Here is a 20,750-nt window from a genome sequence, read left to right as displayed (position 1 = left end):
AATTAATTATTAAAAAGTTCTTTTGCGCTAATGTTTTTACGTTCTTCTTCGGCGGTTGCCAGCACCGGTGTTGGGTGGAAATTTAACATCCCGGCGAACATATTTCCTGGAAACATCATAATTGCGTTATTATAATCGGTTACGGCAGAATTATAAGTTCTCCTGGCGGCAGCAATCTGCTCCTCGCTTTCTGTCCAGGTGGTTTGTAAATTGATGAAATTTTGATTGGCTTTTAAGTCGGGATAATTTTCTATGTTAACCATTAAACCCTTTACGCTCGAACTTAGCTGCGCATCTATCTGAGCTTTCTCCGCATCGCTAACTGAGGGCGAAGTAGCTTTTGTACGTAACTCTGTAATTTTGGTTAAAGTAGATTGCTCGTATTTTGTGTATTGCTTTACCGTTTCAACGAGATTTGGTATCAAATCAAAACGTTTTTTCAACATTACATCTATTGCAGAGAATGCGTTAATCACTTGATTTTTTCTACCAATAAGGGAATTATAGAAGAATATGCCGAATAAGAAAATTACGGCAATAATGATGAGGGCAATAATCATAATGGTTATTTTTTGGTTTATGATATAAATATAAAAAGGATTTATTTATTAAGCGATCATTTTTTTTGTTGCCTATCTCTCAGTTTCCTTCTTTCTAATCGCCTTTTTTTGCGTAAATCATGACTTGCCTTCATCGCTTTAAACTTATCGATATGCGCCTTCATTTCCATTTGTTTCTCCTCCGTTAAACCCACGCTATGTTTTATACCCACAAAAAGGCTTTTCCAAATCAGGTTAAAAAAGGAAGTATTTTGCGGACGCTGATAATCTACTGTTGCGGAAATAAATTTTCCATCCGGCCCTGGATTTTCGGAGTTTAAAATTAACGCATTTGCTAAAATCGACAACAAACCTCGGGTTACTAAATGGTCTTTTTCCGGGTCGTTTTTCATCAGAGCAACTGATAAATCAAAATATGAAAAATCTACGTTCCCTTTTGAGCCGAAATCATCTGCCTTAAAATTAAACCGAAGCCTGTTTACGTTGCCACGATTAATCCTCACCAAACCCAAAGGCTTTGTAATTTGATTTAATACTCTTGCATTAAAATTTTGCAAAAGACCGCTATAAGAGAAATCGCCGGTACGGGAAACCAAATCAAATTTAAAATCTAAATCTAGCTTTCCCTGGCCAAGCAAATAAGTGCTTAAGCTTGCCTGCATAATCGGTTTTTGGGCTTTTACCTTATCAATATTGGTTACGTTGCTAATAAAACCCGCAGTATGCTCAAAAGAAATCCGACCCCTTTGCTGGCTTTCTTGATTGTACACCGCATAACTAACATCAACATCTTTAAGCGTAATTTTATCAACCAATATTGGAGCAGGAACCTTTTGCAATAATTGATGCGGGTATTTGCCAATCTTATTTGTTTGCGCTGGATTTTGCAAACTGTTATCATTAAAAACCGAAACGTAACCGTTAGAAACAACCATGTCTTTAGCCCTTAATTCTTGCTTGCTGATGTACAGCGGAAGGTTTATGCCCATCAAGCTAATATCATTCATTAAAATATTGAATCTATCCTTTGCATAACCGGCAACTTTGCCAAATTTCATCTCATCGTACCTTGGCTCTAAAGCAAATTTATTTACACTAAGGCGGCCCGTTGATGCCTTAAAATCAAGCTGATTAAGTTTGATATTGTACATGCTATCTGGCGTAGCATAATTGTAGTTTTTTAAATTGAGCAATACATCTTTAAGCAGATAAAATCTTGTAGAATCTTCAAATGAAGTTGAATCAACGAGCAGATCAACTAGTGTGATGTTAAAATCATCAATAGAAAAAACATCGAATTTATTAACATTCTTATTTACGTAATTGAAACTAGCATCTCTAAAAAGGATTTTTTTTATGCTGAATTCTTTTAAGCTTTTGGAGATAAATGTGTAGGGCGATTGAATTAGCCTTGCAGGACGGTTTTCATTAAAATCCAATTGGCGGTTAACCATATAAACCTCCGGATTATCGAATAAAATTTCATCAATCTGTAGTTTTTTTTCGCGATAAAGTATTAGCGGATGGAAGTGTTTTACAGCAAGCTTTTTTAAAGAAACAGTGTAAAGGTTGTTTGGCGCTCTTTTTAGCTTGACCAATTGGCTATACCTGGCCGTATCGGCTGCGATTTTTACATCTTGCAAGGTTGCACTACCCGTAAAAATATTTGTGCTTACTTTACTAAAAGAGATGGTATAAAGGCTATCGGTTGATTTATAAAGTAAAGTTTTAATCTGCTGCGTAAGCATTGGCCGCGACTTTACATTCAAAAACCATGCAATACCAGCTAATAGAGTAACGATAATGAGCAAACTTGCTCCAACCCACTTCAAAATTACGTAACGGCGTTTTATAATTGCAGGCATTTAAAAAAATCGGGTGATGGTTTTCTACAGCAATATACACTTTAAAAATATCGCTTTAAAGCATTTACTAATTTTGTTCCCTTTTCGCCTTTCTTTCTGCCTTACGATCTGCCCTTTTTTGCGCTCTTATTTTCTTTGCAATTACCTTCTGCTGCTTAACCGGATCTTTCTCCGGAACAATGCCAATGCCAACAATATCTTTTATACCAACAAAAACTGTTTTCCACATCAGGTTAAAAAATGAAGCAGAATTAATCCTAGTATTAGTCATTGAAGCCGTTCTAGCCTGTTCTCCTTTTTTCGGATTTTCGTCTTTTACTAACAAGGTATTCGCTAGAAAAGACAATAATCCTTTTTCTTTTGTGCCTTTTCCATCAATATTATCTGATAGTAGTTTCACTTTAAGGTTATTATAAAGCATTGTCATTGTACCAGAAGCCGAGCGCAAATTACCTTTTGCCTGAAAATTTATCTGCTGTACATTTCCACTTTCAATTTCTACAAGTCCTAAATTTTTTGATAAGGAATTAAGATTTTGTAAGTTGAATTTACCCAGGCTTCCGCTATAACTAAATGACCCATTGTTGTCTGTAAGGTTAAAATCTATTTTGATGTTTAGCTTTCCGCTTCCCATTAAAAGCGTGCTAAAATCTGCCAGGGCATGATTGTTTTTAACCAATAGTAAACTATCGTTTGTAACATTTAAAATTTTCCCATTTAAAGATTTAAACTCTACAGTGCCGGTTTTTTTACTGGCAGGATTAAATTCTCCATATTTTAAGGCAACATTTTTTAACCTCACGGTATCAATGTTAATTGGGAAGTTTAGCCTTTTCAATGCCAAATGCGGGTAGTTTTTTCCTTTATCAAATCCGGGAGGTGGCGGCGATTCGCGGCTCATAAAAACCTCCACGTTGCCCGGGCCAATGTTTAAAGATTTTGCATAAAGTTTTTGGTCGGTATTTAAGCCTATAAAATCTACACCGCTAAATTCAACTTTTTCGAAAAGCAAATTGTATCTATCTTTTTGAACCTTGTATTTTCTCGCAAAAGCTAATTCTGGGTATAGAGGAATAAGTTTAAATGCTTTTATTGTAACTTTTTTTGTAGCCGAAGAGCCCGAAATGGTATCCACTTTCATGGAGTACATTTTATCTTTTGTTGTTGATTTATAACCAGCCAGCTTAAATGAAATATCCTTTGTGTAATAAAATCTCGAAGTATCATTTCCGGATAAAGAATCCAAAAGAAAATCTTTCACGTTGATGTCTAAATGTTTAATGGAATTCTTCGTTTTTTTAGCACCGCTTTTATTAATGTAGTCGAAATTTGCATCCACAATTTTAATAGACCGCACCTGAATAGATTTTAACGTTTTTGAAATTTGCTCATAAAGTGACTTTTCGACTTTGGTTGTATCCGTTTTCTTTGGCACTTTATTAAAAATCATATTTATGGATGGCTTATCCAATAAGATTTCATTTACATTAACCCGTTTTTTAAAATAAGCAGTCAATAAACCTACTCTGGTAATTTGCAACTTCTTTAACTGCAATTCAAAAATATGTGCAGGTGCTAATTTTAAAGTTTTTAAACTATCGTAAACTACAGTATCTGGCGTGAGCGTAACATCGCGAAGCGCCAAGCTACCTGTTATTACGTTTAAATTTATGCTCTTGAAATCAATTTTATACAAATGACTTGAACCATTATAAACACCTTCTTTTATTTTATCTGTAAGTAAGGGTTTCCAGCGGGCGCTGATGAACATTGCTGCGAAAGCTAAAATCAAAATTAATCCGCCAAAAATACTGGCAATCCAAATCCAAATTTTATTTCTATTCCGGGCTGTCATTTCATATTGGTTTATCGGTATCTAACAGATTAAGCCTCAAAAGGTTTTTTTGTTAACATTTGGCGGCTGGGCACAAAAACAAAAAAGCCCTTGAATAAAAATTCAAAGGCTTACAATTGCAATGTGTTTGGTATTATTTTACACGCTCAACATATTCGCCTGTACGTGTATCAACTTTAATTTTATCACCCTGATTAACAAACATAGGTACTTTAACTTCTACACCATTCTCTAACGTTGCCGCCTTTAATGCATTTGTAGAGGTATCTCCTTTTACTGCCGGCTCTGAATAAGTAATTTCAAATTCAGCAAAATTAGGCAGCTGCCCCATAATTGCTTCATCGCTTTCCATAGAAACAATTACGTTCATTCCTTCTTTTAAAAATTTAATAGACGAACCGAATAATGATTTTTCTACATTATATTGTTCGTAGGTATTATTATCCATAACTACCAGGTAATCGCCATCTTCATATAGATATTGATAATCATTAGTTTCTACACGGCAAATTTCAACAGCCTCGTCGGTATTCATACGAGCTTCTACAATTCTACCTGATTTAATGTTACGAAACTTACCAGTATAAAAAGCGCCGCCTTTACCTGGTGTACGGTGATTCCACTCATCAACAGTAACTAATTCGTTGTTTACACGAAGAATGTTACCTGTTTTAATTTCTGATGCTTTTGCCATATTAGGTTTATCCGATTCGGATTTTTATTTTTAAAATTTTGTGTCGCCAAAGGTAAAATTATTTTAACAAAAACCTACAATGGTTTAGGGGTTTAAGGTTTAAGCCCAAAGGTATTATCGTTTATTTCACACGTTCCATGTAGTCTCCGGTTTTCGTATCTACTTTAACTTTATCGCCTTGATTAATAAATAAAGGCACTCTAATTTCAGCACCTGTTTCTACAGTTGCATATTTTTGGGCACTTGTTGAAGTGTCTCCTTTAACAGCTGGCTCGGTGTAAGTAATTTCGAGTTCTACACTATTTGGTAATTGAGCAACAATTGGTTCGTCACTTTCAAAAGCAACAGTAACATTCATACCTTCTTTTAAAAATTTAATTGCAGAACCAAAAAGCAACTTTGGGATATTGTATTGCTCAAAAGTATTGTTATCCATCACCACCAGATAATCACCATCTTCATATAAGTATTGATAGTCATTAGTTTCTACACGGCAAATGGTAACTTCTTCATCTGTACGGAAGCGGTATTCGACAATTTTTCCGGTTTTAACATTGCGCATTCTAGCTTGATAAAACGCCCTTAAATTTCCTGGTGTGCGGTGAATATATTCTTCCACGCTTACCAACTCTCCATTAAAGCGTAATACATTTCCGCTCTTTACTTCTGATGCTTTTGCCATTACTAATAATATGTTCTGTTAACCGAACATCAAAGTTAAAAAAAGGATTATTGATTTGAAATTAAACACATATTAATTGAATTGGTTGAAGGATTATTTGTTTCTTGCTAATAAAAAAAACCAACCCAAGAACTACAGGTTGCTGTTAAATAAACCAGACAGAAGTGAAAATACTTTTTGTTGTACAAATAAATAGATTGCCATGTCGTTCTTCCTCGTAATGACGGCGATGGAATGTAGAAAAGACGCCAAAAAGATTGCAACGAATGGCGGGGTTGCAAATGCCAAAAAATTCAACCCCTTAGTTTTCAAATATCTCAATAGGCAAACCTTATAGTTTGCTAAATAATTATAGTTTTTAACTATATCGTTATCAATAAATACAATTGATAATTAATACATCCGGGTTGATTGAGACTTCTTTTCGCCGTACCTTTGTGGCACAAAATTAAAGACAAAAAAATTATGGCAATAGTAGGTAAAAAATTCCCGAGTGTTAGTATTGATGCAATGTCAGACATGGGTGATGACTTGAAAATCAATGTTTTTGAAGAGGCTGTAAATAAAAATAGTAAGGTATTATTATTCTGGTATCCAAAAGATTTTACTTTCGTTTGCCCTACAGAATTACACGCTTTCCAAGCGGCACTGCCTGAATTTGAAAAAAGAAATACAATTGTAATTGGTGCATCATGCGATACAAACGAAGTTCATTTTGCCTGGTTAAACACACCAAAAGATAACGGTGGCATTGAAGGTGTTACTTACCCTATTTTAGCAGATACACACAGACAATTATCTGGTATTTTAGATATCCTTGACCAGGAAATTAACTACGATGAAGAAGGAAACGAATCTTTCTCTGGTTCAAATGTTTCTTTCAGAGCGACATATTTAATTGATGAAACCGGTAAAGTATTCCACGAAAGTGTTAACGATATGCCATTAGGTAGAAACGTTAAAGAATATTTGCGTTTAATTGATGCTTATGCTCACGTTCAAAAACATGGCGAAGTTTGCCCTGCAAATTGGGAAGAAGGAAAAGAAGCAATGAATGCAAACAGAACTGGCGTTGCTGAATATTTAGCTGCCAACTAACTAAATAAACATTATGTTTTTAGAATTAACAGAAGATAATCTTCAACAATATTTAGCCGATAACTCAAAGGTTATGGTTCAGTATGCTGCATCATGGTGTGGTAACTGCAGAATCATGAAACCAAAGTTTAAAAAACTGGCTGCTGAAAATGAAGATGTTGCTTTCTTGATTGTTGATGCCGAAAAACTTCCAAATTCACGCAAATTTGCAAACGTTGATAATTTACCAACTTTTGCAGCTTTTGAAGGTGGTAATTTGGTAGACCAGGTGCAAACCAACAAAGTAGAAGGTTTAATTGAATTATTTAACAAAATAAAATAATGAAGATTCCGGTTATCAGACAATTATTTCAAAACACCACTCCTGCTCAATTAGAAACTACTTTAGAGGTTTTAGAGGCTTTTTGTGAATTTAGAGGTGTTAGCGAACACGAAGTTGATGTTGCTGGCGAAATGATTACCAATATATGCGGTGCACTAGAAGTACACCAAATGGTAAGCGAAGGTGTTGCAGAAAAAGATGCACTAAACGCTTTCGGCCAAAAAGTAATGGGTTCTATTGATAGATAATTTCTCTTAGTCAGAACTTTAGAATAAAACCCTTTGCAGAAATGTAAAGGGTTTTTTGTTTTGCTTTTTTCGCTTAATTAAAGCTAAATATTTAAGCCAGTCCAACCTCATTTCTGTAACCCAAATATTCATCTTCTTTTTGAGTCATGAGGGTTTTTGCAACCTTGCCTTTGTCTTTGTAACCAAGCAGGTGTAAAGTTCCATGAATCATAATTCGGCAAACCTCATCAAACTCATTTGTTTTAAATGTTTTGGCGTTCTCCTTAACCCGTTCTATACTGATGAAAATATCGCTAACAATTTGTTTTTCTTCCTCAGAATTATCAAAAGTAATGATGTCTGTATAAGTATCGTGATTTAAGTACTGTTGATTAATACCAAGCAAATATTCATCACTGCAGAAAATAAAATTAAGCTCGCTAAGTTTATAACCTTCTTTTTCGATGGTTGATTTTATCCACTTTTTAACTTTTAATTTTTGTGGAAGATTGTAATTTATCGATTCGGTGAAGAAAGTAATTGCCGGCATTTTAATGTATTAAAGCCGCAAATTTAAGAAATATTAATCGTCTTTGTAGTTCTAATCGCAGCAAGGAAGCTGCAAAAGAAGAACACAATTTCAAATCCCTTTTAGAATACTGTGAACGTTTTATTAAAGCGGTAGTCTTTGCGAAGCTGGACCTGTGCAAGCTGAAGCAATCTTTACTGCCTAAATAATAGATTGCTTCCCCGAATTGCCGGGGCAGGCTGTGCCTAGCAATAACGCACATGGCGCCTAAATCTTTTTTAGAATACTGTGAACGTTTTATTAAAGCGGTCGTCATTGCGAAGCTGGACCTGTGCGAGCTGAAGCAATCTTTACTGCCTAAATAATAGATTGCTGGCCAGAATTGCCGGGGCAGGCTGTGCCTCGCAATAACGCACATGGCGCTTAAATCTTTTTTAGAATACTGTGAACGTTTTATTAAAGCGGTCGTCATTGCGAAGCTGGACCTGTGCGAGCTAAAGCAATCTTTACTGACTAAATAATAGATTGCTGCCCAGAATTGCCGGGGCAGGCTGTGCCTCGCAATAACGCACATGGCACATTAATCCTGTGTTCAAATTATTATTAAGCTCAGGTTACCAGGCTGGCCATTCATTATTCTTAGGAAGACATTGTGTAAAGCAAATCTATAGCGATAACCTTAGTTTACCATATTTAATGATTTCAAATATTCGGCTATCTTGGTTTTATAATAATAGTTTAAAGATGGCGGCAACTTTTGAAGCACATCATTTCCATTTTGCAGTTGCTTCTTGTAGTCATCAACCATTTTTTTGTATGAAGGAGGAAACTCTTTTGCGGCTTTACTTTCACGTTTATCATCTTCTTCCTGGTCTCTTTCGGCCTTTTCGGCATCAAGCAATTTAGTTAAAAGCTCTTTTTGCCTGTTCATGGTTTCTTGCTGAAGTTTTTTGTTAACCAAATCACTTTCGGTTTCTTTCATTTCTTTAATGGCTTCATTCAAATTTCCAAGTTTACCCTTACCGTCTTTGTTCTCTTCGCGATTAAGTTTTTCAAGCGCCTGCCTTATCATCTGCTGTTGCTGAGCCATTTTACCAAACTCCTGACTCATTTCTCCTTTGCCAACCGTTCCCTGATTTCCGCCAGGCTTTTGCATTTGTTCTCTCGCCTTTTGCATGCTTTTATTTAGCTGATCTTGCATCTGCGAAAGCTGTTTCATGCTTTGTTTCTGTTTACCTTTTCCTCCTTTAGCATTTTTTTGCATGTTTTGCAATTGATTCAAAGCCTCACTCAACATCAACGAAAGGTTATTTATCGAAGTCATGGTAAACTGCTGATACCGATTTGCTTCAGGCGTTCTTCTGTCGCCAAGGTTTTCCAAACTTTTATCAAGGTTAAAATTAATTTTATTCATCTCCTCATTAACAGTCGATTCTATTTGAGGAACCCGCTTACTTAAACTGTATAAACTATCGGCAATGGTTTTTAGGTTATCCTTAATATTGCGCTGTTTCTGCACATTGCTTACATAAGATGGATCTGAGGCATTCATTCGCTTTAAGGCAAGCATTACTTTTTCCTGGTCAAAAGATGTATTTAGCAAGTTTTCAAGCAGTTTTCGCAACTCTTTAGCATTCAGGTTATTTTTCATTTCCTCACCTTGCTGCTGCATTTCGCTCATCTTTTGCGCCAGCTTCTCCATTTGCTCTGCTGCCTTTTGCTGTTTTTGACTGGCAGATTTACTATCCTTTTTTTCCAAAGCATCTTTACCATCTTTCTGGTCTTTTTGAATATCCTGAATATCTTTTTCAGGGTTTTCGAAAGGATTAGGGCGCTCAAGCGATTGATTTTTCTCTTCGAGTTTCTTTAAATCCTCTTTAATATCCTTCATCTCTTTATTCAAAGCATCTTGCTTTTGTTTTAGAGATTCATTGTCTTGCTTTTTAGCGGCAGTTTGTGCAGACAGCTCTTTTTGTTGTTTTGCTAAATCACTTAACCTATCAATGTCGTTTTGCAAATTTTGCTCAAATTCCAGCTGCTTGTACAATTCCAAAATCCTATCCAGCTCATTTTTAAGTGTTTTATTATCAAGTTGCATTTTCGATAATTCGTTTTGCGTTTGATCTTTATTCCGCTCATTCATCAAATTCTGAAGCTTTTGCAAAAGTTCTTTTGTTTTTTCATCCAAAACATTATTAAACAAATCATTAATTTGCTTTTGCTTCTCTTGCAGGTCTTGGTTTTCAGCCTGATTTTCTTGTTGCTGCTGCGTGTTCTTTTGATTTAAATCTTTAATTTCCTTAACAGCTTCCTCTAATTGTTTTTGCTTATCCAACAATTGCTCTATCTGTTTTTTATCCTCAAAAGAGATTTGTTTCTTATCAATTAAAGTTTGTGCCACCTTTTTACTTTCCTTTTCAATTGCTCCCGCTAAACGAATAGCCGATTGCATTTTTTGCTTAAGCGCCTGGTTATTTGCGCTAATTTGCTCGGCGGTTTCTCGTTTGCTTGGCTGTTTAAAAACCTTAATTTCCGAGCGGGTAACTTTTGCGCCGTTAACGCCATCGTTATCGGCTACTTCAAAATAATATTCAATTTCTTGCCCTGGCTTGGCGGCAACATTTTTTAAATCCCAAAAATGGAAAAAGCTATTTTCGGTAACATTATTTTTTATTGAAATATTTTTAGCCGCTGAGCTAATAATTTTCTTATCTTCTTTGATAGAATATTTAAAAGTCAATTGGCTAAAACCATAATCATCAGAGATTTGCCCGCTGAAGTAAAGCGCTTTACTACTTATCGAATCTTGTTTTTCATCAACATTAATACTTGGCAATTGGTCTTTAATCACATTAATCTGATGGCTAAGCGAATCCTTAACCGATACAAAATCATTTTGCGGAGTAATACTATATTTCGAGTTAGCTTTTATCGTAGCCACAAACGAGGCATTATTTTCTGCAACTTTAATAACATGCGGGTTGTTATTTAAAGTAAACAGCACCGAGTTGCTTTGCCCGGTTTTAAAATTCCAGGTCACCCTTGTTCCTTCAGGCAAAAGGATATCGCCTGCGTTGCTTATCGTTTCTGGTTTTTTATTTAAATAGCTCGGAAAAATTAACGTTGCCGAAGTATTTAACAGTTCTGGCCGGGGTTTAACGCTAACCACAAATGTCGAAGAACTAAATCCTCCACCTTTAAAAATCAGCTTTTTATCACTTTGAATATTTTTGATGCTGTAATTAAATCGGCTAATATTTTCCTTTGTTAATTTGTAGGTGTTTTTACCATCCTCCACATAAACTTCCGCAGGCAATTCATCACCTTTTAATTTTAAGTTAATGGTCAAATCATCACCTTGTGTAACCGTTAAATTTTTATTTAACACCGAGAAATCAAAAGGTGCTTTTGCCGCAATATATTCATCGTATTTAAAAAAACTATTTGTGCCTTCCTTTAAAATTGCAGGCGCCAAAATGGCTATCAGTAAAATTATCGATAGCGGAATAAACAGGTATTTTAAATATTTTCTATTATCAGTAATTCTTACAGCTGTATTAAAAGGAACCGGTTTTAAGTCAAATATCTTCTGATTTATACTTGCCAGAATAAGTTGATTATCAGGCATATTTTCAGATAAACGATGGAGCTGAAGCGTATTCAAAAGCTTATCCTTAATATCGCTAAAGTGGTTACCAATAATTACTGAAGCTTCATCAAAAGATAGGTGTTTACCCAATTTTAACATTGCAAGTAAAGGCCTTATAATTAAAAAACCTACCACAAATGCAGCAACCACCAAAAACGAAAAGAAAATAAAAGTTTTAAATACAGCTGCCGGGTTTAAGTAGTAAAGACTTATAAAAATCAGCAGGTATAAGGCAAGTAAAATCGCAGCACTATAAATACTTCCCCGCAAAATTTTATTCAAATAAAATTTACGGATAAACTCATCAATTTTTCTGATTAGCTCATTGTAATTATTGCTCACCATATCTACGTAAATGTAAAAATAATTCCAATCAATTAAGTTTAATAGCCCAATGGTAACGTCATTATTATAAACCCCCTATTAACTGTTTAAATTAATTTGAAAACGAAGGCTTCGGTTTTTCATAGCAGCTCCTGCCCCGCCTGCCTACCGCAGGCAGGCTTTCTGTTCCAATAAAAGCAGAAAAAGCTTTTGATTTTCACTTCAATCGGGTTTATTTAACAAAAACCTGTTATTAAACATTAACGTCAAAAATTAATTGATTAATACTATGGTTACATAAAACTTAACTAACTTTAACTACAAACCCATACTTTTGGGTCAAAAAAATCGTCACAACCAGATATGAAACGAATATTTATTTCAGCCTTTATGGTATTTATTTTTACGGCATCATTTGCACAAAAATTTAACTGGAACAAAAACCAGGTTATTGCACACCGAGGCGCCTGGAAAAAAAATAAATTTCCCGAAAATTCTATTGCTTCCCTAAATGAAGCCGTTCGTTTAGGTTGTTATGGTTCGGAGTTTGATGTATGGATGACTGCCGATGGCGTATTGGTTGTAAATCACGATCCTGAATTTCAAGGGCTTAAAATTGAAGCCGTAAAATACCAGGAATTACTAACCAAAACCTTAAGCAATGGCGAAAAAATTCCAACTTTAGAAAGCTATTTACTTGCGGGCTTAAAGCAAAAAACAACAAAGCTCATTCTAGAAATAAAACCATCATTAATTAGTAAAGAACGCGGGCTCGAAGTAACCAATAAATGCGTTGAAATGGTTAAAAAACTTAAAGCCTTGGCATGGACAGAGTATATCAGCTTTGATTACGACTATTGCAAACGTGTTGTACAATTACTACCAAATGCTAAAGTTGCTTATTTAAAAGGCGATGTAACTGCTGAGCAATTGAAGGCTGATAAATTAACCGGCGTAGATTATCATTACAGCCTTTACCAAAAGGATAACTGGATTGAAAATGCTCAAAAACTTGGTTTAACCATTAACGCCTGGACGGTTAATGCTGCTCCGGAAATGCAATGGTTATTGGCGCATAACGTAGAATACATTACCACGAACGAACCAGAGTTGCTTTTTGAAGAATTAAAGAAATCACCTGTTGCAAATGGTTGGAAATTAAAATGGAGCGATGAATTTAATGACGCCGGACTTCCTTTGGTTAAAAACTGGAGTTATGATGTTGGCGGTAAAGGCTGGGGAAACAGTGAATTAGAATACTACACTGACGCAGACAGTGCGAATGCCATCGTTAGAAAGGGCAATTTGAACATCATTGCGCTAAAAACCCAAAAAGAAGGTAACCAATATACTTCAGCCCGTTTGGTAACTAAAAACAAATTCGATTTTAAGTATGGCAGAGCTGAAGCCCGTATGATTTTACCAAAAGGCAGAGGTTTGTGGCCGGCATTTTGGGGCTTACCTACCGATGGAAAATATGGCGGCTGGCCTAAAAGTGGCGAAATCGACATCATGGAGCATGTTGGTTACGAACCCGATAGTGTACACGGAACGGTTCACACCGAACATTTTAACCACATAAAAAACACGCAGGTTGGTAAGGCTTTAAAAGTGGCCAATCCTTATACAGAATATCATGTTTATGCTGTAGAGTGGTTTAAAGATAGGATTGATTTTTACATCGACGACCAAAAATATTTAACCTTCAAAAACACAGGCAAAGGCGCTAATGATTGGCCATTTGACCAAAACTTTCATCTAATTTTAAACTTAGCCGTTGGTGGCGGTTGGGGTGGAAAAAAAGGTGTTGACGATACCATCTTTCCGGCGACAATGAAAGTTGATTACGTTAGGGTTTATCAAAAGTAATTGAAAATGTAAAATGGATGATGGCACCAGTCCATCCTTCATTTTACATTTTCCATCCTCCATTTTTTAGCATTGTAAAATCCATGGATTCACGCAGAGAATTTCTTAAAAAAGCCGGCTTACTAGCAGGTACGACTGGTTTTGCAAATGCTTTTCCAAGTTCTGTATTGAAGGCAATGTCCATCAACGCCGAGCCTGGAACCACATTTTACGATGCTGAACACATTGTGTTTTTAATGCAGGAGAACCGCTCTTTCGACCACATGTTTGGTAAGTTAAAAGGTGTGCGTGGTTTTAATGATCCTCATCCGCATATTCAGCCAGATGGCAACAAGGTCTGGTTGCAAAAAGATGGGCAAGGTTATACTTACGCACCCTTTCATGTAGACATAAATAAAACCAAAATTACCTGGCAAGGCGGTTTGCCGCACTCCTGGAACGATCAGGTTGCAGCAAGAAACGGCGGACGATATGACAAATGGTTCCCGGTTAAATCGGCAATGACATTATTTTACTACGACAGGAATGATGTGCCTTTTTACTATGCTTTAGCGGATGCTTTTACCGTTTGCGACCAACATTTTTGTTCTTCGCTAACAGGTACAACGCCCAACAGGTTGTTCTTTTTTACCGGAACAGTGCGTGGCGAAAAAAGCCTGAATAAAGTTGCCGTAGTAAATAACGACCAGGCAGAATCGCAAAATAATGTTTTTGTAGATTGGCCTACTTTTCAAGAGAAATTAGAAGATAATGGTATAGATTGGCGCATTTACCAAAATGAGCTCTGGACATCCAAACTTCCTGAAGGAGAAATTGATGACTGGTGTGGAAATTATGGCGATAATCCTATCGAATACATCAGCAGGCATAATGTAAAGCTTTCTGCCTATTTCAGAAAAAATGGAGATAATACAGTAAAACCACCATTAACTGCTGCAGAAGTTCAGGCGAAATACGATAAATTATCTCAAAGAGAAAAAAATCTGATTGACAAGGCTTTTACAACTAATATTTCACAGAAAGATTATATAGATGTTGAGCCTTTCACTTTTACTAACGACCAGGGAAATAAAGAAACCGTAAACATTCCGAAAGGAGATATCTTTCATCAGTTTAGAAAAGATGTAGACAGCGGAAAACTGCCTGCAGTTTCGTGGTTGGTTGCCCCACAAAAATTTTCAGACCATACCAGCTCACCGCTTTATGGAACGTGGTATGTAAGCGAAGCTTTAGATATTTTAACTAAAAACCCGGAGCTATGGAAGAAAACCATTTTTGTACTTACTTACGATGAAAATGATGGTTATTTCGATCATCAACCTCCTTTTGTGGTTCCAAATCCAGATGATTCATCGAGCGGAAAAGTATCTGAAGGCATAAATTTTGCAACCGATTATGAAAATAGAAAAGGCAGTCCGATAGGTTTAGGTTACAGAGTGCCAATGGTTATCGCATCACCATGGAGTAAAGGCGGCTTTGTAAACTCGCAGGTTTTTGACCATACATCTTCTTTAATGTTTATGGAAAAATGGCTTTCAAAAAAAACCGGCAAGGCAATAAAAAGTGATAATATTAGCGATTGGAGAAGGCATTTTTGTGGCGATTTAACTTCAGTTTTCAGACCATATAACGGCGAAAAAATAAATTCACCGCAGCCTTTAAAGCGAGAAACCGTGGTTGCAAATATTATTAATGCCAGAAACAAACCTGCTCAAGCGGGTCCGACAGCGCTAAATAAAGTTGAAGTTGAGAAAATGAACCGTTTTGAAAACTTTTCTTCTGAAACTTCAAAATATGCTCCAAAGCAAGAAAATGGAACTAAGCCTGCCTGCGCATTACCTTATCATTTAACGGTTGATGCTGCGCTTTCGAACAATGAAATAGAGCTTACCTTTAAAGCGGCAAAAGGCCTTTTTGGTAGTGAAACAGAAAATGTTGGCGCACCTTTTAATATGAATACCATTTTAAAATATAAAGGCGTAATTGGCAAATACTGGGCTTATGCAGTCAAAAGTGGCGATGTTTTGAAAGATACAATCAGCCTGGATGATTTCGATAATGGCATCTATGATTTGGCAATAAGCGGACCCAATGGTTTCTACAGAAATTTTAAAGGAAATGCCAAAAATCCAAACATAAATGTGCTTGCCAAACCTGAAATAACCGGAACTATAGCTAAAAAAACAAGTGGAAATTTAGTTCTATCGTTTGAAAACAAAGGCACAACACCTGCAGATATTCAAATTATTGATAACAAATATAAAAGCCAGCCAAAAACCTTAAGCTTAAAGCTAAAATCAACAGCAAGCATTACCTTAAATCTAGCTAAAAGTGGTAACTGGTACGATTTCAGTATTGTTCAGGTTGGAAATAAAATCTTTAAACAACAGTATGCCGGCAAGATAGAAAACGGGATGATTACACAAACAGATCCTTATATGGGCAACGCGTAAAAGCCCTTTTGGGCTGCAATAAATATTAAGATAAATTCTCTTATTTTGCAATGCGATGCAAAGTAAAAGCCTTATAGTCAAATTTATAGTTATCTTTCTGTTTATCAGCAGTAAGCTTTTAGCGCAGAGCTATAATTTTACACGATATGGTTTAAAAGAAGGCTTACCTCAATCGCAGGTTAGTGTAATTTATCAAGCTAAAAACAGAACGCTTTGGCTTGGTACTTTTGGAGGCGTAAGCAACTTTGACGGGAAATTTTTTACTTCATACAGCAAAGCTGATGGTTTAATTTCTAACTCCATAACCAGCATTGTTGAAGATGACAACGAGCAGGTTTACATTGGCACCGAGCTTGGTTTGAATATTATTTCAAAAGGAAAAATAGAAACTGTTTTACCAAACAGCTTTATATCACAGCTTAAAAAAGATAAGCAAGGCAAAATCTGGGGCTTAAGCAACCGCAAACTTTTCCATATCGACGCAGGCAAACCTGTTTTCTCAGAAATTAAGGATGAGAAAATTACCTGCCTATCGGTTAACGTCAGCGGCGATTTATACGCGTTTATCTGGGAAAAAGGCATCTTCAAAAGAGATACTAAAACCTGGAAATTGTTTAAAGCCTTCCCGGCAGAAATTGCATCTACTTATGTTTCAAAAATTTTGTTTGATGATAAAAACCCGAATAAATTATTTGTACTATCGAATAAATTGGGTGTTTATTCTTTAGAAAAGGGAGCAATAAATCGGGTATTCTACAACGAAAATCAATCCAATTATTACACCATAGCACAAGACACAAAAGGCGGCCTCTGGGTTGGCACAGATAAAGGCGTATACCTGTTAAATAAAAATAGACCCGACATTCACTTTAACGATACTAATGGATTAAGTGATAACCGGGTGTACGATATTTTTAAAGATAAGGAAGGTAACATCTGGGTCTCTTGTTTTAGTGATGGATTGTACAAGTATGAAGGAGATGCCTATATCAGATATTTAGCCTTTAAAGGCCAAAGCTTAAATTTTCCAATTAGTGGCGTTGCAGCTGATAAAAGTGATAATTTGTGGATTGGCAGTACAAATAAAGGCTTGCTGAAATATAATGGGACAACAATAGAGCGTGTTGCTAATCCAGAATTTAGAGATAAAAATATACTTTTTACTTATACTGATAAAGCTAAAAACGTTTGGATTTCCGTAGCGGATAAAGGAATATGGAAGTATAATGGAAATAAGTTTACGAAGGAAGTAAATGCGGCTAATTCTGATTTCAACTCAATGTTGCAGGATAAGGAGGGTGGCTACTGGTTTAATAATTTAATGGAAACCCTTTATATCAAAGATGGTAAAACCCAAAAAATTAGCGGCTTTGAAGGAAATAGTTCCTGTATTTATCAGTTAAATTCAGATAGCATTTTGTTAGGAACGTCTGCAGGAATACAGCTTATTAAAAACAAAAAGTTAGATAAATCCTTCAGGATAAAGGAGTTAAATGGTATTTACATTTTAAGCATCACCAAACATAAAGGCAATATTTTATTTGGAACCCTTGGCGATGGGATGTTGGCCTGGAACCTAAAAACCAAAAAAATCAAAAAGTATACTGTTAACAGCGGATTAAATTCCAATGACATTTACAGTATGGCCGCCGATAGTAATAATTATTTATGGATAGGTACGGGGCGTGGCATCAACACGCTTAATCTTAATAAAAAAAATAATAATTATGAGATCTTAGAGAATAGTCCGCTAATTATCGAATGCAACCAATCGGTAATATTAAACTACAAAAACAGTATGGTTATTGGTACCGTAATGGTCTTGTTCGGTGTAAAACACTTCGTAATTCTGAAAAGAAAGTCGGACCATTTGCTTACATCGATTTCATAAAAATTTATCATAAAAGCGATAAGAAAAAAGATGTTTCAGTAATCCCAAAACACTCGGCTGAAACCTTAAATGAACTAAATTATAACCAGAACCACATTTCTATTAATTTCAAAGCCATTTATTTATCCAATCCCGATAACATAAAGTATCGCTATAAAATGATTGGTGTGGATGAAGACTTTAGTGCGCCGATAAACAGCAACGAAATCGAGTATTCATCTATAAAACCAGGAACATACACGTTTCAAGTTTATGCGATTGCAGATGGTAAAGCCTCGAACATAGAAACTTTCAGTTTTACAATCGTTCCTCCATTTTATGATACAATTCTTTTTAAAGTTTTTGCTTTTATTCTGCTTATTTTTTTAATCTGGTTGATATTTTTCATGATTTTTAAAGCCAGAGAAAGGAAGAAAATAGAATTAGAGGAAATAAAAATCGAGGAACAACTAAAAATAAGAAAGCAAACAGCCGAAGATTTTCATGATGATATTGGAAATAAATTAACCAGAATTAATGTTTTATCAGAAATTTTAGATAAAAAAGTGGCTGAAGACGCAGCCGAACAAAAAGAACTTATCCGTTTAATACGAGAAAATGCCGGACTTTTATATACTGGTACAAAAGATATTTTGTGGGCCTTAGATCCTAAAAGCGATAATCTGCTTGCCGTTTTAGACCACATCAAAAATTTTGGTATTGATTTATTTCAGAATACAGGCGTAAGTTTTAAAGTAGATGGCGTAACTGCAGCTTTTAGTAAGATTCGTATTTCTATGGAATTTAATAGAAACCTGACCCTTATTTTTAAAGAGATGTTTAATAACATTTTAAAACATGCTCATGCACAGCATGTTGTAGTAACCATTTTTGAGAACACATCAGGCTATATTGAAATTTTAACTTACGATGATGGAATAGGATTTAACTTACAAAAAGTTAAAAGTGGCAGAGGTTTAAATAACATAAAAACCAGAAGTAAACGCATAAACTCAACATTTAAAATTAATTCTGAAATAGGTAAGGGAACAGAAATTTCGATTTGTACGCAAGTATGTGTCACAAATTGTTGAAATTAGCGTCTAACCTTTAATGAGCACGAAAATGAGCAATAAGCTAAGAATTATTTTAATCGATGATGATGAAATTCTTAGAATGGGTTACGAATCTATTTTGCAAGATGAGCAGGATTTCCTAATTGTAAATTCATATTCTTCATACGATATCGCTAAAAAGCATTTATCAGATGATAAACCTGATTTAATTTTGCTCGATTTACAAATTCCCGGTACCACTGGAATTGAAGCCCTTCCATTTATTAAGAAATCTCTACCAAAAACAAACATTATTATATTAACCGTTTTTGATTCACCAGAACAGGTTTTTGAAGCGCTTACATTAGGTGCAAGTGGCTATCTTACAAAAAACTCAAGTTCATCAAAAATTATAGATGCAATTAGAGAGGTTAGTACCGGTGGTGGCGCAATGAGTACAAATGTTGCCAGAATTGTGATGCATTCTTTCCAAAAAAACCTGAATTCGCCATTAACTAAAAGAGAAACTGAGGTTTTAGAGCGTATTGCAAACGGACAAACCAAACCACAAGTTGCCAAAGAACTTTTTATAGATCAGGAAACGGTTAGGAGCCACGTAAAAAACATCTACATTAAACTTGATGTTAATTCAAAATCAGAAGCAATAAAGGCTGCCAAAGAAAAGCGATTTATCTAATTTCAAAAATCATCTTCATAAATCCCCCTTTTGGGGTGGTATATAGAATTTCGTTTACTGCTATTTTTACAAACCCTAAATCAGATTTTGCAACCACCTTTCTAATTGAATAGATGAGATATGCCAAGGTATTAAGTAATGGAAATACAATCGTAAGCGAAACCTCTTGCGATGCTACTTACCAGGACAAAGGCATGTTTTACACCATAAAATTTGTATTTGGTGGAAGGGAAAATTGCGGCATGCAAAATCGAAATTTAAATATATATCCTGATAGTTTTGCTGTGCTTAATATTGGCACAAAGTTTAGCAGTAAAATAGAATCTCCAACACCGGTAAGAACATTTTCATTATCGTTTACAGAGCGTTTTATCAGCGATTTTTATGCATCCCTAAATAGAAATAAACAAAATGAAATAGGTAAGGCTTTTGATCCGCATACTTTTTACGAATCAATTTATCCATTTTCTGATGGTATTAAAGAACAGGTTAATCTGTTAAAAAACTATCTTGATGAAGGCTTAAATGATGAGTTATTGATAAATGCATACATGGAAGAAACGCTTTTAAATTATTATAAAATTTACGATGAGGAAATAAACCAGCGGATAAACAAGCTAAATTTTGTTAGGGAAAAAACTAAAGAAGATGTTTTAAAAAAGCTAACTGTGGCAAAAGCTTTTATGAACAGCAACTTTAATAAAAGTTTAACGGTTGAAGAAATTGCAGAGCATTGCTGCCTGTCTATAAATCATTTTTTAAAAACATTTAAAGAAGCTTACGAAATTACGCCACACCAGTATTTATTGCAGATTAGGTTGCAAAGGGCTAAAGATTTATTGCAGTATACCCATTATTCTTTAAATGAAATTGTTGGTTTAATTGGTTTTGAATGTCCAAGTTCGTTTATCAGATTGTTTAAAAACCATTTTAACATAACACCTTCAAAATACAAGAAAAGTAGATTGAATTAAAAATATAAAAAAGTGTTTTCTACATAT

General features: G+C 35.2%; 16 protein-coding genes. 9 read left to right on the top strand and 7 right to left on the bottom strand.

The window, feature by feature from the left end; genetic code table 11:
• Positions 1-2 precede the first annotated feature (2 nt).
• The 5 genes from LUA86_RS00660 to efp (LUA86_RS00640) form a co-directional block, all read right to left on the bottom strand.
• Positions 3-560, bottom strand: a complete 558-nt coding sequence (locus LUA86_RS00660; RefSeq protein ID WP_231458616.1) for a LemA family protein — start codon at positions 558-560, stop codon at positions 3-5.
• 56 nt (positions 561-616) lie between these two features.
• On the bottom strand, positions 617-2,425 hold the full coding sequence (locus tag LUA86_RS00655; RefSeq protein ID WP_231458615.1) for a hypothetical protein: 1,809 nt from the start codon (positions 2,423-2,425) through the stop codon (positions 617-619).
• A 67-nt stretch (positions 2,426-2,492) separates the two neighbouring features.
• Positions 2,493-4,280 (bottom strand): hypothetical protein, encoded by a 1,788-nt coding sequence (locus LUA86_RS00650; RefSeq protein ID WP_231458614.1) that lies wholly within the window; start codon positions 4,278-4,280, stop codon positions 2,493-2,495.
• Positions 4,281-4,413: 133 nt separating this feature from the next.
• Positions 4,414-4,974 carry an elongation factor P gene (gene efp, locus LUA86_RS00645; protein ID WP_231458613.1) on the bottom strand — a complete coding sequence of 187 codons (561 nt, stop codon included), beginning with the start codon at positions 4,972-4,974 and terminating at the stop codon, positions 4,414-4,416.
• Positions 4,975-5,095: 121 nt separating this feature from the next.
• The gene (efp, locus tag LUA86_RS00640; RefSeq protein WP_231458612.1) at positions 5,096-5,656 is read right to left on the bottom strand and encodes an elongation factor P; all 561 of its coding nucleotides are present in this window, start codon (positions 5,654-5,656) and stop codon (positions 5,096-5,098) included.
• A gap of 465 nt (positions 5,657-6,121) precedes the next feature.
• On the opposite strand from efp (LUA86_RS00640), the gene LUA86_RS00635 reads away from it, so the two are divergent.
• Genes LUA86_RS00635 through LUA86_RS00625 form a run of 3 tightly spaced genes read left to right on the top strand, consistent with a single transcriptional unit; the run spans position 6,122 to position 7,324 of the window.
• Positions 6,122-6,754 carry a peroxiredoxin gene (locus tag LUA86_RS00635; protein WP_231458611.1) on the top strand — a complete coding sequence of 211 codons (633 nt, stop codon included), beginning with the start codon at positions 6,122-6,124 and terminating at the stop codon, positions 6,752-6,754.
• A gap of 13 nt (positions 6,755-6,767) precedes the next feature.
• Positions 6,768-7,076 carry a co-chaperone YbbN gene (locus LUA86_RS00630; RefSeq protein ID WP_231458610.1) on the top strand — a complete coding sequence of 103 codons (309 nt, stop codon included), beginning with the start codon at positions 6,768-6,770 and terminating at the stop codon, positions 7,074-7,076.
• Positions 7,076-7,324, top strand: a complete 249-nt coding sequence (locus LUA86_RS00625) for a hypothetical protein (protein ID WP_231458609.1) — start codon at positions 7,076-7,078, stop codon at positions 7,322-7,324. The genes LUA86_RS00630 and LUA86_RS00625 overlap by 1 nt, the downstream gene beginning before the upstream one ends.
• A 91-nt stretch (positions 7,325-7,415) precedes the next feature.
• On the opposite strand, the gene ybeY is transcribed toward LUA86_RS00625, so the two are convergent.
• Together ybeY and LUA86_RS00615 are read right to left on the bottom strand one after the other, a co-directional pair.
• A complete protein-coding gene (gene ybeY / locus LUA86_RS00620) occupies positions 7,416-7,853 on the bottom strand; it encodes an rRNA maturation RNase YbeY (protein WP_231458608.1) in 438 nt (145 codons plus the stop codon).
• Between the two features lie 658 nt (positions 7,854-8,511).
• Positions 8,512-11,826 (bottom strand): DUF4175 family protein, encoded by a 3,315-nt coding sequence (locus LUA86_RS00615; protein WP_231458607.1) that lies wholly within the window; start codon positions 11,824-11,826, stop codon positions 8,512-8,514.
• Positions 11,827-12,168: 342 nt separating this feature from the next.
• Between LUA86_RS00615 and LUA86_RS00610 the strand changes: the two genes are divergently transcribed.
• The 6 genes from LUA86_RS00610 (at position 12,169) to LUA86_RS00585 (ending at position 20,723) form a co-directional block, all read left to right on the top strand.
• A complete protein-coding gene (locus LUA86_RS00610; protein WP_231458606.1) occupies positions 12,169-13,674 on the top strand; it encodes a family 16 glycosylhydrolase in 1,506 nt (501 codons plus the stop codon).
• 83 nt (positions 13,675-13,757) lie between these two features.
• The gene (locus LUA86_RS00605) at positions 13,758-16,127 is read left to right on the top strand and encodes a phosphocholine-specific phospholipase C (RefSeq protein ID WP_231458605.1); all 2,370 of its coding nucleotides are present in this window, start codon (positions 13,758-13,760) and stop codon (positions 16,125-16,127) included.
• Positions 16,128-16,182: 55 nt separating this feature from the next.
• Positions 16,183-18,018, top strand: coding sequence for a two-component regulator propeller domain-containing protein (locus tag LUA86_RS00600; RefSeq protein WP_231458604.1), 1,836 nt, complete (start codon positions 16,183-16,185; stop codon positions 18,016-18,018).
• Complete coding sequence (locus LUA86_RS00595; protein WP_255713368.1) at positions 17,907-19,091, top strand: triple tyrosine motif-containing protein; 1,185 nt, start codon at positions 17,907-17,909, stop codon at positions 19,089-19,091. Before LUA86_RS00600 ends, LUA86_RS00595 begins: the two co-directional genes overlap by 112 nt.
• A gap of 31 nt (positions 19,092-19,122) precedes the next feature.
• Positions 19,123-19,749 (top strand): response regulator transcription factor, encoded by a 627-nt coding sequence (locus tag LUA86_RS00590; RefSeq protein ID WP_231458603.1) that lies wholly within the window; start codon positions 19,123-19,125, stop codon positions 19,747-19,749.
• 113 nt (positions 19,750-19,862) lie between these two features.
• Positions 19,863-20,723, top strand: coding sequence for an AraC family transcriptional regulator (locus tag LUA86_RS00585; protein ID WP_231458602.1), 861 nt, complete (start codon positions 19,863-19,865; stop codon positions 20,721-20,723).
• Positions 20,724-20,750: the final 27 nt, after the last annotated feature.

The sequence above is a fragment of the Pedobacter sp. Leaf132 genome (assembly GCF_920984695.1).
Lineage (GTDB): Bacteria > Bacteroidota > Bacteroidia > Sphingobacteriales > Sphingobacteriaceae > Pedobacter.
The sequence above is the reverse complement of the archived record's forward strand: the minus strand, read 5'-3'. Positions and strand labels throughout refer to the sequence as shown.